This is a genomic window from Geminicoccus harenae (assembly GCF_019800005.1).
Taxonomy (GTDB): domain Bacteria; phylum Pseudomonadota; class Alphaproteobacteria; order Geminicoccales; family Geminicoccaceae; genus Geminicoccus; species Geminicoccus harenae.
Map to the genome: position 1 here is coordinate 24657 of NZ_JABGCL010000034.1, position 15655 is coordinate 40311.

Here is a 15655-nt window from a genome sequence, read left to right on the forward strand (position 1 = left end):
GTCAGGCGGCCGCCTTGAGATGCTGGAGGGAGCCGTCGACGGTGCCGCCGGACATCAGGTTCTTCACATGCGCCAGGCGCATGTAGCGCGGGCTGAAGAACTCTTCCCGGGTGAGGTTCGCCGCCTTGTAGGCTTCGTAGAGCTGGCGGATGCCGGCCTCGACCGTCCATTTCGGCTGGTAGGCCGGCAGGGTGCGGGCGATCTTGTCGCAGTTCACCCGGTAGTTGCGGGCGTCCGGGCTGGCGTCGCTGGCGAATGTCACCTCGACGTCCGGCACGACCTTGGCGACCAGCTCGGCCACCTCGCGCACCCGGTAGTTCTCGCTGGTGCGGCCGACATTGAACGCCTCGCCATGGACCAGCTCGCGCGGCGCCTCGGCCACCGACTTGAACGCCAGGGCGATGTCCTCGATGTGGACCAGCGGCCGCCAGGGCTTGCCGTCGCTCTTCATCTCGACCTTGCCGGTGGTGACACCGAAGCCGGTCAGGTTGTTGACCACCAGGTCGCCGCGCAGCCGGGCCGAGAGGCCATAGGCGGTGGCGCTGCGCAGGAAGGTCGGGCTGAACCGGTCGGAGGCCATCGGCGCCACGTCGCGCTCGGTCCAGACCTTGCTCTCGGCATAGGGTGTCACCGGGTTGAAGCCGGCGCTCTCGTCCAGATAGTCGTTGCCGGCCGCACCGTAGTTCGAGCAGGACGAGGAGAACACGAAGCGCGCCACGCCGGCGTCGCGGGCGAGCTCGGCCAGGCGGACCGAGGCCCGCCAGTTGATCGCGTAGGTGGTCTCGGGATCGAGGTCGCCCAGCGGGTCGTTGGACAGGCCCGCCAGGTGCAGGACCGCGTCCATGCCCTCCAGGTCGGCACGCTCGACCTGGCGCAGGTCCTTCACGATCTGCCGGCAGTTCACCCGCGGCTGGCCCGGGAAGGTGCAGCCGTCGAACAGCAGGCTGTCCAGGCCGACCACCTCGTGCCCGGCCGCCTGCAGCATCGGGACCAGGACGTGGCCGATATAGCCGTCATGGCCGGTAACCAGAATGCGCATGATGGAGGTCCTCAGTCCCAGATCTTCCAGGGAGCGTTACCGGAGTCCCAGAGCTCCTCGAGCCGGACCCGGTCGCGGACCGTGTCCATACACTGCCAGAAGCCTTCGTGCCGGTAGGCCATGAGCTGGCCGTCCGCGGCGAGGCGCTCCAGCGGCTCGCGCTCGAAATGGGTCATGTCGTTGTCGATATAGTCGAAGATGCCGGGCTCCAGCACGAAGAACGCGCCGTTGATCCAGCCCTCGCCCAGCTGCGGCTTCTCCTCGAACGCCACCACCTGGTCGCCCTGGATGTCGAGCTTGCCGAACCGGGCGGGCGGCCGCACCGCGGAGACAGTGGCGAGCTTGCCGTGCCGCTTGTGGAAGCGCACCAGGTCGTCCAGGTCGATCGTGGAGACGCCGTCGCCCCAGGTCAGCAGGAAGGTGCCGTCCTTGCCCAGATAGGGCGCCAGCCGCTTGATGCGCCCGCCGGTCTGGGTGTTGAGCCCCGTGTCGATCAGGTCGATCCGCCAGTCCAGCGATGATTCGGCGTGGCGCTCCACCGTATTGCTACGCAGATCCACGGTCAGGTCACTGCTCAGCGAGCAGTAATCTGTCATGTACTTCTTGATGTACTCGCCTTTGTAGCCGAGCGCGATCACGAAGTCCTTATGCCCGTAATGGGCATAGTGCATCATGATGTGCCAGATGATGGGCTTGCTGCCCACCTCGACCATGGGCTTCGGCTTGCTTACGGTTTCCTCCGAAAGCCGGGATCCGAGACCGCCTGCAAGAATTCCGACCTTCATGAGCTCCACCGACAGTCGAACATCGCACACCTGCCCGTACTAGAACGCTTTGCCTTTCCGGTACCAGCAACAAGCCAGTGACCGCATCCTCGTGTACCAGCGCAATCCGTCACAGGGGGGTTTTTCGCCGCCGCTGTGGCCGCAGTGCCAGCGGGGAAAAGGCCATGACGCGTGTGTCATACCCAGAGCGCGCACCGAGCGGGGAGCTACCGCGAATGCGCCGCGCATCGCCAGTGTTGCGCGTCAACGGTGAACTATTCCCGCTTGGGCTGCCGAATTCTGTGACATTCGCGCAACGGAGTCACGTGGCGCCGCCGCACTGGAGGCCTAGGAAGCCGCCGGAATCACCGCCTTCGCGACCACCCCGACCGGCCGGTCACCCGAATGGAATCGTTCGAGTTCAATGATCGGGCGGCTTTTCCTGGACGATCGCTGCCGGTTCTGATTCCTCCATTGGCCGGACCGCCATCCAGCACGAGGATTGCCGGACATGGATGCCGACGTCACCTCGCATCTGGTCGATACGGCGCTGCTCGGCACGCTCTACGCCCGGCCGCGCCCGCTGCCGCGCGTGCTGGACGGCACGCGCGCGCTCTGCCAGCCATGGATCGACCCTGCCGATGCCTTCCTGGTCGGCCGGGTCGAGGCCGGGCTTCGGGCCGGCTGGATGTGCCTGCGCGAGCCCGATGCGCCCACCGCCACCACCCCGGCCGGGCTCCATGCCACCGAACATGGTCGCCAGCGCTTCGAGGCCGAGCTCTGCCGCCCGCTGGTGCGCGCCTGCCATCCGCATCGGGTGCTGCAGGAGCAGCTCCGCCTGAGCTTCATCGACCAGTTGCCGATGGACCGGCAGGTCCAGCTCGCGATCGAGCTGCGCCAGGACCGCCGCCGCTGCCTGGTCTGCCTGGGCAACCGGCTGGAAACGATCGGGGACGGGCCGGAGCGGCGCCTCGCTCAGGAGCGGCGCCGGCAACTGGAGGTGGAGGCCAGCGCCCTGGACCGGCGCCTTCGGGAGCTGGGCCTGCTGGCGGAGCCGGCATGAGCCTGGACACCATGCCGGCGGCGGACGGACTGCCATGCCCGGCACCGCTCGAGCTGGCCGAGCAGCTCGTCCTGTGGATGTGGCGCGAGCTGCATGCCGAGCGCGCCCAGCCGTCCCCGGCTCTGGTGGCCGGGCTGCGCCTGGCCTTCGGCCTGGCCGGCGTGGAGCGGGCATTGGCGGCGGTGCTGGCCCTGTGGCGCTGCTATGACGGTCACCGGCGCCGTCCCGCTTCCGTGGCCGCACACCGTACCCGGTCGGTGAGCGCCGAGGAGCGGCTGCTGATCGGGCTGATCGCCACCGCCCAGCAGGGGGCGGAGGCGCATCATGCGGCCATCGTCCTGCGGCTGGTGCGCGGCGGGGGTGCCGAGGCGGTGGTCGAGGCCGCACGCGAGCTGGCGATCCTCCTGGCCCGCTCCGGCTTCCGGCTGCCCTGCCGGATCCGCGACCTGCCGGCCGACCGCATGGCCAGGAACGGCCAGGACGGCTGGAGCCTCGCGTCCAGCAGCGTAAGGCACTAGAGCGGGGCGGAATGGGTGACCGGCACCGGACGAGGCCGGTGACTGCCGCCCGCGACGGCGGGAGCGGCGCTATCGGCAACGGCTTGCGAGAGGATGGAGCGATGTTGCTCTCAGCGCATTCCAGTGCGCTCTTGTTGGTGGACCTGCAGGATCGGCTGCTGCCGACCGTGCTGGAGCAGGACGAGCTGATCGAGCGGTGCCGGCTGATGCTGCACGCAGCACGGCGCCTGGACGTCCCGGTGCTGGTCACGGAGCAGTATCCCAAGGGGCTGGGGCCGACCGTGGCCGCGGTAGCGGAGCTGCTCCGGCCGGACGAGGTCATCGCCAAGATCGCGTTCTCCGCGATGGGCGATCCGCATGTGGTAGAGCGGATCGGCATGCTCGGCCGCGAGACGCTGGTGGTGGCGGGTGCCGAGAGCCATGTCTGCGTGCTGCAGACCGTGCTGGACCTGATAGGGCGCGGCCGCAAGGTCGCGGTGGTCGCGGACGCGGTGGGCTCGCGCCGGGCGTTCGACAAGGAAACCGCGCTGGTGCGGATGCGCCGGGCCGGCGCGCAGGTCGTGACCGCCGACATGGTGGTGTTCGAGTGGCTGGAGCGGGCCGGCACCGACGACTTCAAGGCGCTGGTGCCGCTCCTGCGCGGCCGCTGAACTAGGCAGGAGCGGTCGGGGGGCCGGCCATCAGCCGAGCAGCCAGCGATGCGCCTTCTCGGTGTTGAACCGCCAGACCCGCCGCGGCCCCGCCATCACGTTGAGATAGTAGAGGTCGTAGCCGTGCGCGGCCGCGCAGGGGTGGTAGCCCTTCGGCACCAGGGTCAGGTCGCCGTCCTCGATCGCCATCGCGACGTCGAGGGAGCGGTCGTCGGTGTAGACCCGCTGGAAGCCGAAGCCCTGGGGCGGGTTGAAACGGTGATAGTAGACCTCCTCGAGGGCCGATTCCTCCGGCAGGTTGTCCTGGTCGTGCTTGTGCGAGGGGTAGGACGACCAGCAGCCCGACGGGGTCACCACCTCGACCACCAGCAGGGAATGGGCCGGCTGGTCCTCGGGCAGGATGTCGCGCGGGTAGCGGGTGTTGGTGCCCTGGCCGCGCGTGCTGGTGCGCACGTCGTCCGGGCCGATCAGGCGCGGCATGTGCTCGCCGCCGCCCGGCGCCTTGCACACCGCGACCTCGGCCGGGCCCAGCGCCTCCACGCGCACCTGGCGGTGCCAGGGGACGTAGACCGAATGGGGCAGGGCGGAGAACGGATCCATGCGCCCGCCGACCCCCTGCCAGACCGGCCCCTCGGCCACCGCGATGTCGCAGCGTCCCGACAGGAGGACGATGCACCACTCCTCCTCGCCGGTCGGCAGATCGAACGACTGGCCCTGATGCAGCCGCCACAGGTCGAAGCCGACATAGGTCCAGCCGGCACTGGCCGGGGTCACCCGGTGGACCAGCCCGTCCCGGCCCGGTGCGTGGTTCTTCAGGATCAGCTCGCTCATGCCGTCTCTCCCCTGGCGCGATCCCAGGCACGCAGCAGCCCGCCGTAGCGCTCCGCCATGGCCGCGGTCGCCGCGGCGTCGTCGAGCCGCCCGTCCAGCCAGTCCCGGAAGGGCTGGCCGAAGATCGAGCGGCCGACTGCGAAGCCCTGGCAGACCGGGAAGCCCGCCGCCAGCCGGAAGCTCTCGGTCAGCCGGTCCAGAGGTGCGTCCAGGCCCAGCAGCAGCACGCCCCGGCAGAACCGGTCCCGTGAAGCCACCAGCTCCTGGATCGCCTGCCAGCCGGCCCGGTCGGCGGGAGCCTCCAGCTTCCACCAGTCCGGGTGGATGCCCAGGTCGTAGCAGCGGGCCATGACCGCCGGCACGGTATCGGTTCCGACCGTCCGCCCGGACGCGCTGGCGATCACTTCCAGGAGCAGCTCGTGGCCGCTCTTCCGGCAGGCGGTGAACAGTTGCAGGAGCCGGCGCTCCTGTTCCGCCACGAGTGCCGGATCGTCGTCCGGATGCCAGCGGACCAGGCATTTGACGCAGTGGTCCAGCGGCCATTCCTTCAGGGTCGAGCCCAGGTCGTCGCCGCCCTCGAACGCCAGCGGCACGGCACCCGGCAGCTCGATCGGCCGGCCGATCCACAAGCCCCTGCCCGCCGCACGATACAGCGCGTCCTGGCCGAGCCTTCCGTCCACCAGAATGCCGCCGTCCCCGCGCGAGCATGTGGCCGCCAGCGCCGCGTCCAGCGCCAGTTCCTTGAACCGGCCGATCCGCTCAAGTGCCATGCCGCGCTTCGTGACCTCCGCCTCGAGCTGGGCGCGATGGTCGAAGGCGAAGGCCAGCACCTGGCCCGCAGGCCGGCGGCGGTTGGTCGACCAGTGCAACTGCTCCAGCCGCGCATCCTCGCGCAGCCGCCTGGTCGGGCTGCCCTCGCGCAAGAAGGCGGAAAGCTCGGCCCAGGACGGGCCCGAAGGCGCGCAGCCATGCCGGCTGACCGTGATGGCGCCGCAGGCATTGGCGAAGCGGGCGCAGTCGGCCAGCGGCTGGTCGCGCAGATAGCCCCGCAGGAAGCCGCTGAGGAAACTGTCGCCGGCCCCCAGCACGTTGAAGACCTCGATCGGGAAGCCCTGCCCGGTGATGCCGTCTTCGACACTGGCGGGGATCGGGCCGTCGAACAGCACGCAGCCCATCGGCCCGCGCTTGAGCACGATCAGTGCCTGCGGGGCCACCGCGCGCACCCGCCGAAGCGCCGATAGCGTATCGGTCGACCCGCCGGCGATGTGGATCTCCTCCTCGGTGCCCACCACCACGTCGCATTCGGGCAGGATCGACTGCAGATGGGCCGAGACGCTGTCGGCGGCGACGAAGCGCTGCTCGCCGCTGTCATGGCCGCCGATCCCCCACAGGACCGGTCGATAGTCGATGTCCAGGACGATCCGCCGGCCGTGCAGCCTGGCGAGCGCCATGGCGTGGCGGCTGGTGGCATCGAGGTTCGGGCGGCTGAAATGGGTGCCGGTGACCAGCAGCGCCCGGGCGTCCCGGATCATGGCCGGGTCGACGTCGTCCGGCTGCATCGCCGCGTCCGCACAGTTCTCGCGATAGAAGATCAGGGGAAAGCTGTGCTGGTCGCGGATGCCCAGGATCACCAGGGCGGTGAGCCGCTCGGGGTCGGTGACCACGCCGCTCGTGTCCACCCCGTCACGGGCCAGCTGCTCGCGGATGAACCGGCCCATCGCCTCGTCGCCCACCCGGGTGATCAGGGCCGAGCGCAGGCCCAGCCGCGCGGTGCCGATCGCGATGTTGGCCGGGCAGCCGCCGACATATTTGGCGAAGCTCCCCATGTCCTCGAGCCGGCCGCCGACCTGCTCGCCGTAGAGGTCGACGGAACTGCGCCCGAGCGTCACCACGTCGAAACGGATCGTCATCGCCTGCCCTGGCCCGCCCTGGTCCGATTGCCCCTCACCCGCCGGCCGGCCTGCGGCCGTGCGGGAGCCTGCTGCCCGTCTAGCATCCGCCGGTGGCGAAGGCACGCGGGGACGCTCGTCCAGGCTGTCAGGGCCGCGGCCGACCTCCGCCCTCGCGGCGCAGCCGCATCACGGTGGCGATGACCTGGGCCACCGCCTGATAGTGCTCCACCGGGATCGGCCGGCCGACCTCGCCGATGGCGTGCAGTGCCCGGGCCAGCGGCGGGTTCTCCATGATCGGCACGCCGTGCTCGGTGGCGGCCTTGCGGATGATCGCGGCCAGATGGTCCGCGCCCTTGGCCACCACCAGAGGGGCCGCATGCTCGCCCTGCTCGTAGCGCAGCGCCACCGCGTAATGGGTCGGGTTGGTGATCACCACGGTGGCCTTGGGCACGTCCTGGAGCATGCGCTGCCGCGCCCGGGCCATCCGGATCTGGCGCAGGCGCTGCTTGATCACCGGGTCGCCCTCGCCCTGCTTCATCTCGTCCTTCAGCTCCTGGCGCGACATGCGCATCTGCCGGCGAAAGCGCAGGCGCTGCCAGAACAGGTCGATCACGGCGAACCCGGCGGCGGTAACGGCGCAGACCAGCGCCACCCTTCCCACCAGCCGCGCCATCTCGCGGCCGATCGCACTCGTCTCCAGGCCGACCGTGGCCACCACACCGGGCAGTTCGTCCCGCAGCTGCAGCCAGCAGACCGTGCCGATCGCCGTGACCTTGAGGGCGTTCTTGGCGAACTCCAGCAAGCCCGCCCCGCCGAACATCCGGGTGAGGCCCGCCTTCGGCGACAGGCGCTCGGCCTTGGGGCGCAGGTTCTCCCGGCTCCAGAGCAGGCCCTGCTGGCCGACCGTGGCCAGCACCGCCGCCAGGAGGAGGCTGCCGGCCGGGACTGCCGCCACGGCGACCAGGGCCAGCGCCGTGCCGGCCAGCCGGCCGCGGATCGCCTCGGCATCCCCCATGGGGGCAGCGGCATGCTCCAGGTACCAGCGCAGCGCCGCCAGCGTGTCCGTGGCGAGCCTGGGCAGGGCCAGCACCAGCAGGCCCGTGGCCATCGCCAGCATCAGAGCGTGGCCGACATCGCGGGACAGCGGCACTTGGCCCTTGGTGCGGGCGTCGTCCAGCCGTTTTTGGGAAGGCTCCTCGGTCTTGTCGTCGTCCTTCTCCTCGGCCATGCGCCCTCAGATGCTCCCGAGCAGGTCGGTCCAGGCGGACGCCAGGACGCGCAGGACGAGGGTGCCGGCCGAGCCCAGGGCCATGGCCAGGACGAGCAGGCCGGCCGCGATCTGCAAAGGTGCGGCGACGAACAGCACCTGCAGGGTCGGCATCATCCGGTTCATCACGCCCAGCACCACGTTCAGCAGGAGGGCCACCGCCATCACCGGCCCGGCCACGCGGAAGGCCAGGTCGAAGGCCTGGCTGCCGGCACGGGTCATCGCCTCCGCCAGCTCCGCGGGTGCCGCCAGGCTGCCGAACGGGAACACCGCATAGCTGCGCGCGAGCCCGGCCAGGAGGAGATGATGGGCATCGCTCGCGAACATCAGGGTCAGGACGGCCGTGGAGAGCAGGGTGGCGGGGATGGTCGACTGCGCCGCCTCGTTCGGATCGAACATGGAGGCGACCTGCAATCCTGCATGCATGGCGATCAGGCCGCCGGCGATGTGCAGGGCGGCGAACAGGGAGCGGACCAGCAGGCCGAGGAAGGCGCCGGTCGCGAGCTCGGCGGCGAGCGGCAGGAACATCCCCGCCGGGTCGACCGCCGGCGGCGCCACCACGCCCGAGGCCGGCACCAGGACGAAGGCGGTGACGAGCGCCAGGACCAGGCGGCCGCGCATGGTGAGCCAGGGCTCGCCGAACATCGGCAGGATCATCATCGCCGTGCCGATCCTGGCGAACACCAGGAAGCAGGCGAGCAGCTCCTGGACGATCGGGACGGCGAGCGGCAGGGCGGACGGCAGGGCCGGCACGGTTCAGCCGAGCCCGGCCTGGACGATGCGCCCGAACAGTTCCTCGGTGAATGCGCGCAGCTCGCCCAGCATGAACGGCAGCGCCAGCACCAGGGCGATGGACATCGCGACCACCTTCGGCACGAAGGACAGGGTCATCTCCTGGATCTGGGTCAGCGCCTGGAACAGGGACACGGCGAGGCCCACTGTCAGGGCTGTCATCATCAAGGGCCCGCCGATCCGGATCGTCAGCCAGATCGCGGCGCGCACCAGGTCCAGGACCTGCTCGGGCGTCACATCGGCATCCGCATGATTTCCTGGTACGCCGCGACGACGCGGTCGCGGACCGCTGTCACGGTGGACAGGTTCAGCTCGGCCGCGGTGACCGCTTCCACCACCTGCTGCAGGTCGGCCTTGCCGACCAGCGCATCGGTACTGCGCTGCTCGGCCAGCCGGCCAGCACCGATCGCATCGCTCAGCTGGTGCTTCACCAGCTCGCCGAAGCTCGCCATCGGCTGGGATGCCTCCGCACCGGCGCCGCCAGGCCCGGCGATGCGCTCCAGCGCCTTGCGATAGGCGGCGGCCGCAGCCTTGGGGCCGACTTCGATGCTCATGCTGGTTCTCCGGAGCGGGACGGGTAGAGGGATCTGGGTGGCTTGACTGAAGGTCAGCGCAGCAGGTCGATGGTCCGCTGCAGCATCTTCTTGCTGACCTCGAAGGCGTTCAGGTTGGCCTCGTAGGACCGCTGCGCCTCGCGCATGTCCATCATCTCGACGAGCGGCTGGACGTTGGGCAGCTGCACATAGCCATCGGCATCGGCGGCCGGGTGGCCCGGCCGGTGCTCGGTGCGGAAGGCGGAAGGGTCGGTGCCGTAGCGGCGCACCTGGACCAGGTCCTGCTGCTGGGCGCGGTCATAGACCTCGCCGAACGAGATGGTCTTGCGCCGGTAGGGCTCGCCGCCGGGCCGGGTCGCGGTGGAATCGGCGTTCGCCAGGTTCTCCGCGGTGACCCGCATGCGCGAGCTCTGCACCTTCATGCCGGCACCGGCGATGGCGAGCGAGCTTTCGAGGTCCATGGGCCTTCTCCGGATCAGCCGTGGCCGCTGCCGACGGCGGTGCGCCACATCTGCACGTATTTGCGGTAAAGGTCGGTGCCGAGCTGGTGGTCGAGCTGGGCATGGGCCATCTGCTCGGCCTGCTCCTCCAGCACCACGGCATTGCCGGACGGCGCCACCTCCCAGCCATTGGCGGTGCGCGGCCGGGCATCGTTCGGCGGGGTGTGGCGCGTGGGCGCCAGATGGGCCGGATCGGTCGCATCCAGGCGCACCGGCGCCACCGGCCGGGCCGGACGGGCTACCGTGCGGCGGAACTCGTCCTCCGCCAGGTCCTGCGGCCTGAAACCGGGTGTGTCGGCATTGGCGATGTTGCGGGCCAGCACGGTCTGCCGGTCGCCCAGCCATGACTGGCGGGCGGAAAGCAGGCCGAACAACCGGGAATTGACCGCAACCATGGCCGACTGCTCCGCTCCAGCCGGCCATTCCCGGCCGGCGACGGTTGCAGCCTAACGCCGTTAAGGTTAACAAATCGTTGTGTTATCACCACGACGTTGGCGGGGCCGATGCTCTATCTCACGCGCCGCCAGGGCGAGGCGGTGATCATCAACAATGCGATCGAGGTGCGGGTGGTCGAGCTGAAGGGCCGGACGGTCAAGCTGGGCTTCAGCTTCCCGCCCGATGCCAGCGTGCTGCGTGAGGAAGTCTTCCTGCAGATCAAGCAGGCGAACGAGCAGGCGGCCGCCGACCCCGCCAGCCTGCAGGACCTCGCCAAGGCAGCCGAGCCCGAGGCGCCCCGTTGAGCGCAGGCGATCATCCGGAACTCGCGGCCGAGGACGCCGCACAAGTCGCCGTGGTCATGGGCAGCCGGTCGGACTGGGCGACGATGCGCCATGCCTGCGAGGTCCTGAAGCGGCTGGAGATCCCGCATCTTGCACGGGTGGTCTCGGCGCATCGCACGCCGGAGCGCCTGTTCGCGTTCGCCAAAGAGGCGCGCGGCCAAGGGATCCGGGTGATCGTCGCCGGTGCCGGCGGTGCCGCGCACCTTCCAGGCATGATCGCCTCGCTGACGCCGCTGCCGGTCCTGGGCGTGCCGGTGCAGACGGCAGCGCTCGGCGGTGTGGACAGCGCGCTGTCGATCCTGCAGATGCCGGGGGGCGTGCCGGTCGGCACGCTCGCGATCGGCAAGGCCGGCGCGATCAATGCCGGCCTGCTCGCGGCCTCGATCCTGGCGCTGAACGATCCCGCCCTGGCCCAGCGGCTGGATGGGTGGCGGGCCGAGCAGACCGCCACGGTGCCGGACAGCGTCGAGGACTGAAACCTCCGCCACGGACCTTGCCACGTGCCCATCATCCCGCCCGGCTCCACCATCGGCATTCTCGGCGGCGGCCAGCTCGGCCGGATGACCGCGCTCGCTGCGGCCAGGCTCGGCTATCACTGCCACATCTTCGCCCCCGACGCCGAGGCGCCGGCGGCCCTGGTCTCGGCAGCCTGTACCAGGGCGGCCTTCGACGACCACGAGGCGCTCGACCGGTTCGCCGACGCGGTCGACGTCGTGACCCTGGAGTGGGAGAACGTGCCGACCGCCGCGGTAGAGCGCCTGGCCGGGCGAGTGCCGGTCCGGCCGGGTGCCGCAGCGCTGGCGATCTGCCAGGAGCGGGTGGCGGAAAAGCGCTTCGTCCAGGGCCTGGGCATCGAGGTCACGCCGTTCGCCGCGGTCGGCAACGCTGCCGAACTGGAACGAGCCGTGACCGAGATCGGCCTGCCGGCCGTGCTCAAGACCACGCGGCTCGGCTATGACGGCAAGGGCCAGACCGCCCTGCGCGGCCAGGTGGACCTGGAGGGCGCCCTCGAGCGGATCGGCGGCGGCCCGGCCATCCTGGAGGCATTCGTCGGTTTCGACTTCGAGCTCTCGGTGGTGACCGCCCGCGGTACGGACGGTGCCCAAGCGAGCTTCGATCCGGTCGAGAACCGCCATGCCGACCATGTCCTGGCGCTGACCCTGGCACCTGCCCAGTTGAGCGCCGCCCAGCGCGACCAGGCGATCACAATCGCGGAGCAGATCGCCCAGGCGCTGGATCTGGTGGGCGTGCTGGGTGTGGAGATGTTCTGCACCACCGACGGCCGGCTCCTGGTGAACGAGCTGGCGCCCCGGCCGCACAATTCCGGGCACTGGACGATGGATGCCTGCCGGACCGACCAGTTCGAGCAGCTGGTGCGCGCGGTCTGCGGGCTGCCGCTGGGCGATCCCGCGCGGCATCACGACGCGATCATGCGCAACCTCCTGGGCGCGGAGGCGGACGAGTGGGCCGCCATCCTGGCGACACCCGGTGACCGGCTGCATCTCTACGGCAAGGCCCAGGCCAAGCCCGGCCGCAAGATGGGCCACGTCAACCGGCTCTACCCGCTGAACCGCCGGCCGGAGCGGCTGGAGGACGGCGGGGCTGGCTAAAGCAGCCGGCCGCCGGTCAGGCGATGATGTCGGGGATCCGCTCGGTTGCCATGGTGCTGATGCGGTCCTTCAGCATCAGCTTGCGCTTCTTCAGCCGCTGCAGATGCAGCTGATCGGCCGAGCCTTCGGCGGCGAGCTGCCGGATCAGATCGTCCAGGGCACGATGCGCGGCGCGCAGCCCTTCCAGCTCGGTATCGATCTCGCGCCTGTCGATTTCCTGGGCCATCGTCCGATCGATCACTCCCCGCTGCAGCCGTTCGGACTATACCAGCTCCCGAAGGCGTACGCAGCTTGGCAGGCGGCATGCCTGCCGGACGGGAGGATGGAATGAGGTTGGGGGTGCTCACCAGCGGCGGCGACTGCGCCGGGCTCAACGCCGTGATCCGGGCGGTGATGCTGCGCGCGGTCTATGGCCATGGGATGGAGCTGTACGGCATCCACGAAGCGACCCATGGCCTCCTGCGCCGCCCGGTGACCGCGACCCGGCTGACCTCGGACACGACCCGGGGCATCCTCCATCTGGGCGGCACGATCCTAGGCACCACCAATCGCGGCAACCCGTTCGCCTATCCGGTCGAGGGCGGCGGCACGATCGACCGTTCGGCGGAGATCATCCAGGGCTATCACGAGCTGGGCCTGGATGCGCTGATCGGGATCGGCGGCGACGGCAGCCTCGCCATCCTGCGCAAGCTGGCTCTGGCCGGCGGCTGGAACCTGGTGGGTGTGCCCAAGACGATCGACAACGACGTGGACCTGACCGAGCACGCGGTCGGCCATTCCACCGCGGTCGAGATCGCGACCGAGGCGGTCGACCGGCTGCACGTGACCGCGGCCAGCCACAACCGGGTGATGGTGCTGGAGGTGATGGGTCGTGATGCCGGCTATATCGCGCTCTCGGCCGGGATCGCGGGTGGTGCCGACGTCGTGCTGATCCCCGAGATCCCGTACCGGATCGAATCGGTCTGCGCCAAGATCGAGGAGCGGCGGCGGATCGGCCGCAACTTCTCGCTGATCGTGGTGGCGGAATCGGTGAAGTCGCCGGAAGGGATGGTGCGGACGGTCACCGATGCGCATGGCCAGAGCCGCTATGGCGGGATCGGCCGGGTGATCGCCGAGGAGGTGGCCAAGCGCACCGGCGCGGAAAGCCGGGTGACCGTGCTGGGCCATGTCCAGCGCGGCGGCTCGCCCACCCCGCTCGACCGGGTGGTCGCCTCCGCGTTCGGCGTGGCCGCCGTCGACCTGGTGGCCAAGGGCGAGTTCGACCGGATGGTCGCCTGGCAGGACCGCAAGGTCGTGGCGGTGCCGCTGGCCAAGGCCACTGCCGGCACCCGGGCGGTCGACCTGAACGACACGCTGCTGCACACCGCGCGCGGGCTCGGCATCTCGTTCGGCGAGCCGGGCTGATCGACAGGAAGCGATCAGGCCGCCGGCTCGCCCGGCGCCATGCTCGGGCGGCCGCCGAGCAGTAGCCAGCCTCGCCTGCTGGCCCTGCTCACCGCGCGGCCAGACGCGGGTACGAGTGAACCACGCGGCGAGCTGCGCCGGCGAATGGCCCCGCAACCGTCAGCCCAGCCACTGCCCGCCCTGCCAGACCAGCGTCCGGTCGAGGAAGCGGACGATCTCGACCGAGCGCAGGAGATCCAGGCCGAGGTCGCCGTCGCCGGGCGAAACGTCGACCAGCCGGGCCTCGGCGAGCGTGCCTTCCAGCCGGTAGCCCGAGGCGGCGAAGCCCACCTCCAGCGTGTCGGTCCCGGCCCCGCCGTCGATCACGTCCTGGCCGTACCAAGCAGTGATCAGGTCGTCGCCCTCGCCGGCCAGCATCAGGTCGTCGCCGCTGCCGCCGTCCAGGCGGTCATTGCCCGCACCGCCTACCAGCCAGTCGGCGCCGCCCCCGCCGGCCAGCAGGTCGGCAGCGGACCCGCCGGTCAGGCGGTTGTCGCCAGTCCCGCCATAGAGCCAGTCGTCCCCGGAGCCGCCGTCCAGCAGGTCGTCGCCGGAATCGCCATAGAGCCGGTCCGTGCCGTCGCCGCCGGCCAGGCTGTCCCGCCCGACCTCGCCGTAGAGCCGGTCGTTGCCGGCAAAGCCGTGGAGCGCATCGTCGCCCGCACCGCCCAGGATCACATCGGCGCCTGCCTGCCCGGAAGCGAGATCGTTGCCGTCGCCACCTTCCAGGCGATCGTCGCCGGCACCACCGAACAGCGCATCCGCACCGGCTAACCCCAGCAGGACGTCGGCGCCGTCCAGCCCCTCCAGGCGGTTGGCGAGGTCGTTGCCCTCGATACGGTCGCTGCCCCCGCCGCCAAACGCGTTCTCGATCCAGGTGCCTTTGGCGAGGAACAGCGTGCCGGGCAGGCTGCCGCCGCCATCCACGCTCCACCCGTAGGGCTGGCCGAGTTCCGACCAGCTCCCCTCCGCCAGCCGGATCACCGCGCTGCCGGTCTGGTTGGACCAGTCGAGCGTGTCGATGCCGCCGCTGTCCCAGATCGTCTGGTAGATCCGGGCACCCTCCGCCCAGCGCCAGCTCGTGTTGCCGGGTGCGGCCTGGGCAGCGCCGTAGAGGGCCTGGATCGCAGCCACGTCCAGGCCCATGGGCGTGGTCGGGTAGAACTCCACGCCATAGCCGGCGAGCTCGGCTTGGCCGGGGTGGGAGCGGTAGCTCATGATCGAGGCACCGATCCAGTCCATGGCCGGATCAAGTGCCGCGCCGATGCCGTCGCCGTCATGGGTGTGGAGAAGGCCCAGGGCGTGCCCGACCTCGTGCATCAGGGTGAAGTAGCGCCAGGTGCCGGGCGCATAGACCCAGCTCGCCAGATCCGGATCGTCGATCGCCGGGAAGCGCTGCTGGCCCAGCCAGATGTCGCCATGCTCCGCCTCGCCGCCCGGCAGATAGGCCCAGGCGGTGGACGGGAGCAGGGAGCGGCCGAAGCGGAGCGTGCCGGCCTCGCCGGCGCCCTCGGCCACCTCCACGAAGCGGATGTCGGCCACCGCTTCCCAGCTATGGAGCGCCTGCCGGATCACCGCCTGCTCGGCCGCCGAGAAGTCGCCGGCCCAGGAGCCCGGCTCGTCATGGCCGTAGCCGATCCGCCACTGCGAGGCAGCGCTGGCGAAGCTGTAGGTGATGGTGGTCGTGGCCCCGCCCTGGGCCGGCTGCCAGCTCGTGCGGGCGATCAGCGCGTCGACCGCGGCATCGCCGGTGGAGCCGGCCGTGGCATAGGCCGAGCCGGCCGATGGCGTGGCCGCCAGAGGAATGCCGGCCCCGGCGGCCGGCCGATCGATCGATGACGCCATGCACCCTTGCCCGCTGCATCTTCTCGGCAGCGGAGCCTAGGTGTTTGATCCCGCAATGTGGTGGTACAATGGATCACCATGCGGCAAGGGATGCGCTATGGGCCAGGT

19 protein-coding genes are annotated in these 15655 nt (G+C 70.5%); 7 read left to right on the top strand and 12 right to left on the bottom strand.

The genetic code is table 11. The features are described from left to right. Window position 1 precedes the first annotated feature (1 nt). Together HLA95_RS22790 and rfbF are read right to left on the bottom strand one after the other, a co-directional pair. Window positions 2–1039, bottom strand: a complete 1038-nt coding sequence (locus HLA95_RS22790; RefSeq protein WP_191059180.1) for an NAD-dependent epimerase/dehydratase family protein — start codon at window positions 1037–1039, stop codon at window positions 2–4. An 11-nt stretch (window positions 1040–1050) separates the two neighbouring features. Continuing rightward, on the bottom strand, window positions 1051–1824 hold the full coding sequence (rfbF, locus tag HLA95_RS22795; RefSeq protein ID WP_191059179.1) for a glucose-1-phosphate cytidylyltransferase: 774 nt from the start codon (window positions 1822–1824) through the stop codon (window positions 1051–1053). Between the two features lie 490 nt (window positions 1825–2314). Here rfbF and HLA95_RS22800 point away from each other — a divergent pair, with 490 nt between their 5' ends. The 3 genes from HLA95_RS22800 to HLA95_RS22810 all read left to right on the top strand — a co-directional run bounded on the left by HLA95_RS22800 (window position 2315) and on the right by HLA95_RS22810 (window position 4034). Beyond that, on the top strand, window positions 2315–2866 hold the full coding sequence (locus HLA95_RS22800; protein WP_191059178.1) for a hypothetical protein: 552 nt from the start codon (window positions 2315–2317) through the stop codon (window positions 2864–2866). Next, window positions 2863–3384, top strand: coding sequence for a hypothetical protein (locus tag HLA95_RS22805; RefSeq protein ID WP_222184633.1), 522 nt, complete (start codon window positions 2863–2865; stop codon window positions 3382–3384). The genes HLA95_RS22800 and HLA95_RS22805 overlap by 4 nt, the downstream gene beginning before the upstream one ends. Window positions 3385–3485: 101 nt before the next feature. Further along, the gene (locus tag HLA95_RS22810) at window positions 3486–4034 is read left to right on the top strand and encodes a hydrolase (RefSeq protein WP_191062455.1); all 549 of its coding nucleotides are present in this window, start codon (window positions 3486–3488) and stop codon (window positions 4032–4034) included. Window positions 4035–4064: 30 nt separating this feature from the next. Here the strand turns inward: HLA95_RS22810 and iolB are convergent, their stop codons facing one another. The 8 genes from iolB to HLA95_RS22850 all read right to left on the bottom strand — a co-directional run bounded on the left by iolB (window position 4065) and on the right by HLA95_RS22850 (window position 10265). Continuing rightward, window positions 4065–4865, bottom strand: a complete 801-nt coding sequence (gene iolB / locus HLA95_RS22815) for a 5-deoxy-glucuronate isomerase (RefSeq protein ID WP_222184635.1) — start codon at window positions 4863–4865, stop codon at window positions 4065–4067. Further along, complete coding sequence (locus HLA95_RS22820; protein WP_191061460.1) at window positions 4862–6775, bottom strand: bifunctional 5-dehydro-2-deoxygluconokinase/5-dehydro-2-deoxyphosphogluconate aldolase; 1914 nt, start codon at window positions 6773–6775, stop codon at window positions 4862–4864. Before HLA95_RS22820 ends, iolB begins: the two co-directional genes overlap by 4 nt. Before the next feature lie 127 nt (window positions 6776–6902). Beyond that, complete coding sequence (flhB, locus tag HLA95_RS22825; RefSeq protein WP_222184637.1) at window positions 6903–7985, bottom strand: flagellar biosynthesis protein FlhB; 1083 nt, start codon at window positions 7983–7985, stop codon at window positions 6903–6905. Between the two features lie 6 nt (window positions 7986–7991). Continuing rightward, window positions 7992–8777: a flagellar biosynthetic protein FliR gene (fliR, locus tag HLA95_RS22830; protein ID WP_191061147.1), complete on the bottom strand. Its 786-nt coding sequence runs from the start codon at window positions 8775–8777 to the stop codon at window positions 7992–7994. Between the two features lie 3 nt (window positions 8778–8780). Then, window positions 8781–9053, bottom strand: coding sequence for a flagellar biosynthesis protein FliQ (gene fliQ / locus HLA95_RS22835; protein ID WP_191061148.1), 273 nt, complete (start codon window positions 9051–9053; stop codon window positions 8781–8783). Continuing rightward, the gene (gene fliE / locus HLA95_RS22840) at window positions 9050–9370 is read right to left on the bottom strand and encodes a flagellar hook-basal body complex protein FliE (RefSeq protein ID WP_191061149.1); all 321 of its coding nucleotides are present in this window, start codon (window positions 9368–9370) and stop codon (window positions 9050–9052) included. Before fliE ends, fliQ begins: the two co-directional genes overlap by 4 nt. A gap of 53 nt (window positions 9371–9423) precedes the next feature. Beyond that, complete coding sequence (gene flgC, locus HLA95_RS22845; protein WP_191061150.1) at window positions 9424–9831, bottom strand: flagellar basal body rod protein FlgC; 408 nt, start codon at window positions 9829–9831, stop codon at window positions 9424–9426. A 14-nt stretch (window positions 9832–9845) separates the two neighbouring features. Further along, window positions 9846–10265 (bottom strand): flagellar basal body protein, encoded by a 420-nt coding sequence (locus tag HLA95_RS22850; protein WP_191061151.1) that lies wholly within the window; start codon window positions 10263–10265, stop codon window positions 9846–9848. Window positions 10266–10373: 108 nt separating this feature from the next. On the opposite strand from HLA95_RS22850, the gene HLA95_RS22855 reads away from it, so the two are divergent. Genes HLA95_RS22855 through HLA95_RS22865 form a run of 3 tightly spaced genes read left to right on the top strand, consistent with a single transcriptional unit; the run spans window position 10374 to window position 12259 of the window. Beyond that, window positions 10374–10610, top strand: a complete 237-nt coding sequence (locus HLA95_RS22855; RefSeq protein ID WP_159715017.1) for a carbon storage regulator — start codon at window positions 10374–10376, stop codon at window positions 10608–10610. Then, entirely contained in the window at window positions 10607–11125 is a 519-nt protein-coding gene (gene purE, locus HLA95_RS22860; protein WP_255513252.1) for a 5-(carboxyamino)imidazole ribonucleotide mutase, read from the top strand. The genes HLA95_RS22855 and purE overlap by 4 nt, the downstream gene beginning before the upstream one ends. Window positions 11126–11149: 24 nt before the next feature. Further along, complete coding sequence (locus tag HLA95_RS22865) at window positions 11150–12259, top strand: 5-(carboxyamino)imidazole ribonucleotide synthase (protein ID WP_222184639.1); 1110 nt, start codon at window positions 11150–11152, stop codon at window positions 12257–12259. Window positions 12260–12275: 16 nt separating this feature from the next. Here the strand turns inward: HLA95_RS22865 and HLA95_RS22870 are convergent, their stop codons facing one another. Next, the gene (locus HLA95_RS22870; protein WP_321574051.1) at window positions 12276–12500 is read right to left on the bottom strand and encodes a YdcH family protein; all 225 of its coding nucleotides are present in this window, start codon (window positions 12498–12500) and stop codon (window positions 12276–12278) included. An 86-nt stretch (window positions 12501–12586) separates the two neighbouring features. Here HLA95_RS22870 and HLA95_RS22875 point away from each other — a divergent pair, with 86 nt between their 5' ends. Next, window positions 12587–13663: an ATP-dependent 6-phosphofructokinase gene (locus tag HLA95_RS22875; RefSeq protein WP_191061205.1), complete on the top strand. Its 1077-nt coding sequence runs from the start codon at window positions 12587–12589 to the stop codon at window positions 13661–13663. A gap of 159 nt (window positions 13664–13822) precedes the next feature. On the opposite strand, the gene HLA95_RS22880 is transcribed toward HLA95_RS22875, so the two are convergent. Further along, window positions 13823–15547 carry a M10 family metallopeptidase gene (locus tag HLA95_RS22880; protein ID WP_191061206.1) on the bottom strand — a complete coding sequence of 575 codons (1725 nt, stop codon included), beginning with the start codon at window positions 15545–15547 and terminating at the stop codon, window positions 13823–13825. Window positions 15548–15655: the final 108 nt, after the last annotated feature.

Excerpts from the sequence above, each read along its gene's own strand:
- HLA95_RS22820 (WP_191061460.1), bottom strand. The coding sequence starts at position 6,775 with ATGACGATCCGTTTCGACGTGGTGACGCTCGGGCGCAGTTCCGTCGAC.
- HLA95_RS22805 (WP_222184633.1), top strand. The coding sequence starts at position 2,863 with ATGAGCCTGGACACCATGCCGGCGGCGGACGGACTGCCATGCCCGGCA.
- HLA95_RS22855 (WP_159715017.1), top strand. The coding sequence starts at position 10,374 with ATGCTCTATCTCACGCGCCGCCAGGGCGAGGCGGTGATCATCAACAAT.
- flhB (WP_222184637.1), bottom strand. The coding sequence starts at position 7,985 with ATGGCCGAGGAGAAGGACGACGACAAGACCGAGGAGCCTTCCCAAAAA.
- HLA95_RS22800 (WP_191059178.1), top strand. The coding sequence starts at position 2,315 with ATGGATGCCGACGTCACCTCGCATCTGGTCGATACGGCGCTGCTCGGC.
- iolB (WP_222184635.1), bottom strand. The coding sequence starts at position 4,865 with ATGAGCGAGCTGATCCTGAAGAACCACGCACCGGGCCGGGACGGGCTG.
- HLA95_RS22850 (WP_191061151.1), bottom strand. The coding sequence starts at position 10,265 with ATGGTTGCGGTCAATTCCCGGTTGTTCGGCCTGCTTTCCGCCCGCCAG.
- HLA95_RS22880 (WP_191061206.1), bottom strand. The coding sequence starts at position 15,547 with ATGGCGTCATCGATCGATCGGCCGGCCGCCGGGGCCGGCATTCCTCTG.
- HLA95_RS22810 (WP_191062455.1), top strand. The coding sequence starts at position 3,486 with ATGTTGCTCTCAGCGCATTCCAGTGCGCTCTTGTTGGTGGACCTGCAG.
- HLA95_RS22790 (WP_191059180.1), bottom strand. The coding sequence starts at position 1,039 with ATGCGCATTCTGGTTACCGGCCATGACGGCTATATCGGCCACGTCCTG.
- rfbF (WP_191059179.1), bottom strand. The coding sequence starts at position 1,824 with ATGAAGGTCGGAATTCTTGCAGGCGGTCTCGGATCCCGGCTTTCGGAG.
- flgC (WP_191061150.1), bottom strand. The coding sequence starts at position 9,831 with ATGGACCTCGAAAGCTCGCTCGCCATCGCCGGTGCCGGCATGAAGGTG.
- fliE (WP_191061149.1), bottom strand. The coding sequence starts at position 9,370 with ATGAGCATCGAAGTCGGCCCCAAGGCTGCGGCCGCCGCCTATCGCAAG.
- HLA95_RS22875 (WP_191061205.1), top strand. The coding sequence starts at position 12,587 with ATGAGGTTGGGGGTGCTCACCAGCGGCGGCGACTGCGCCGGGCTCAAC.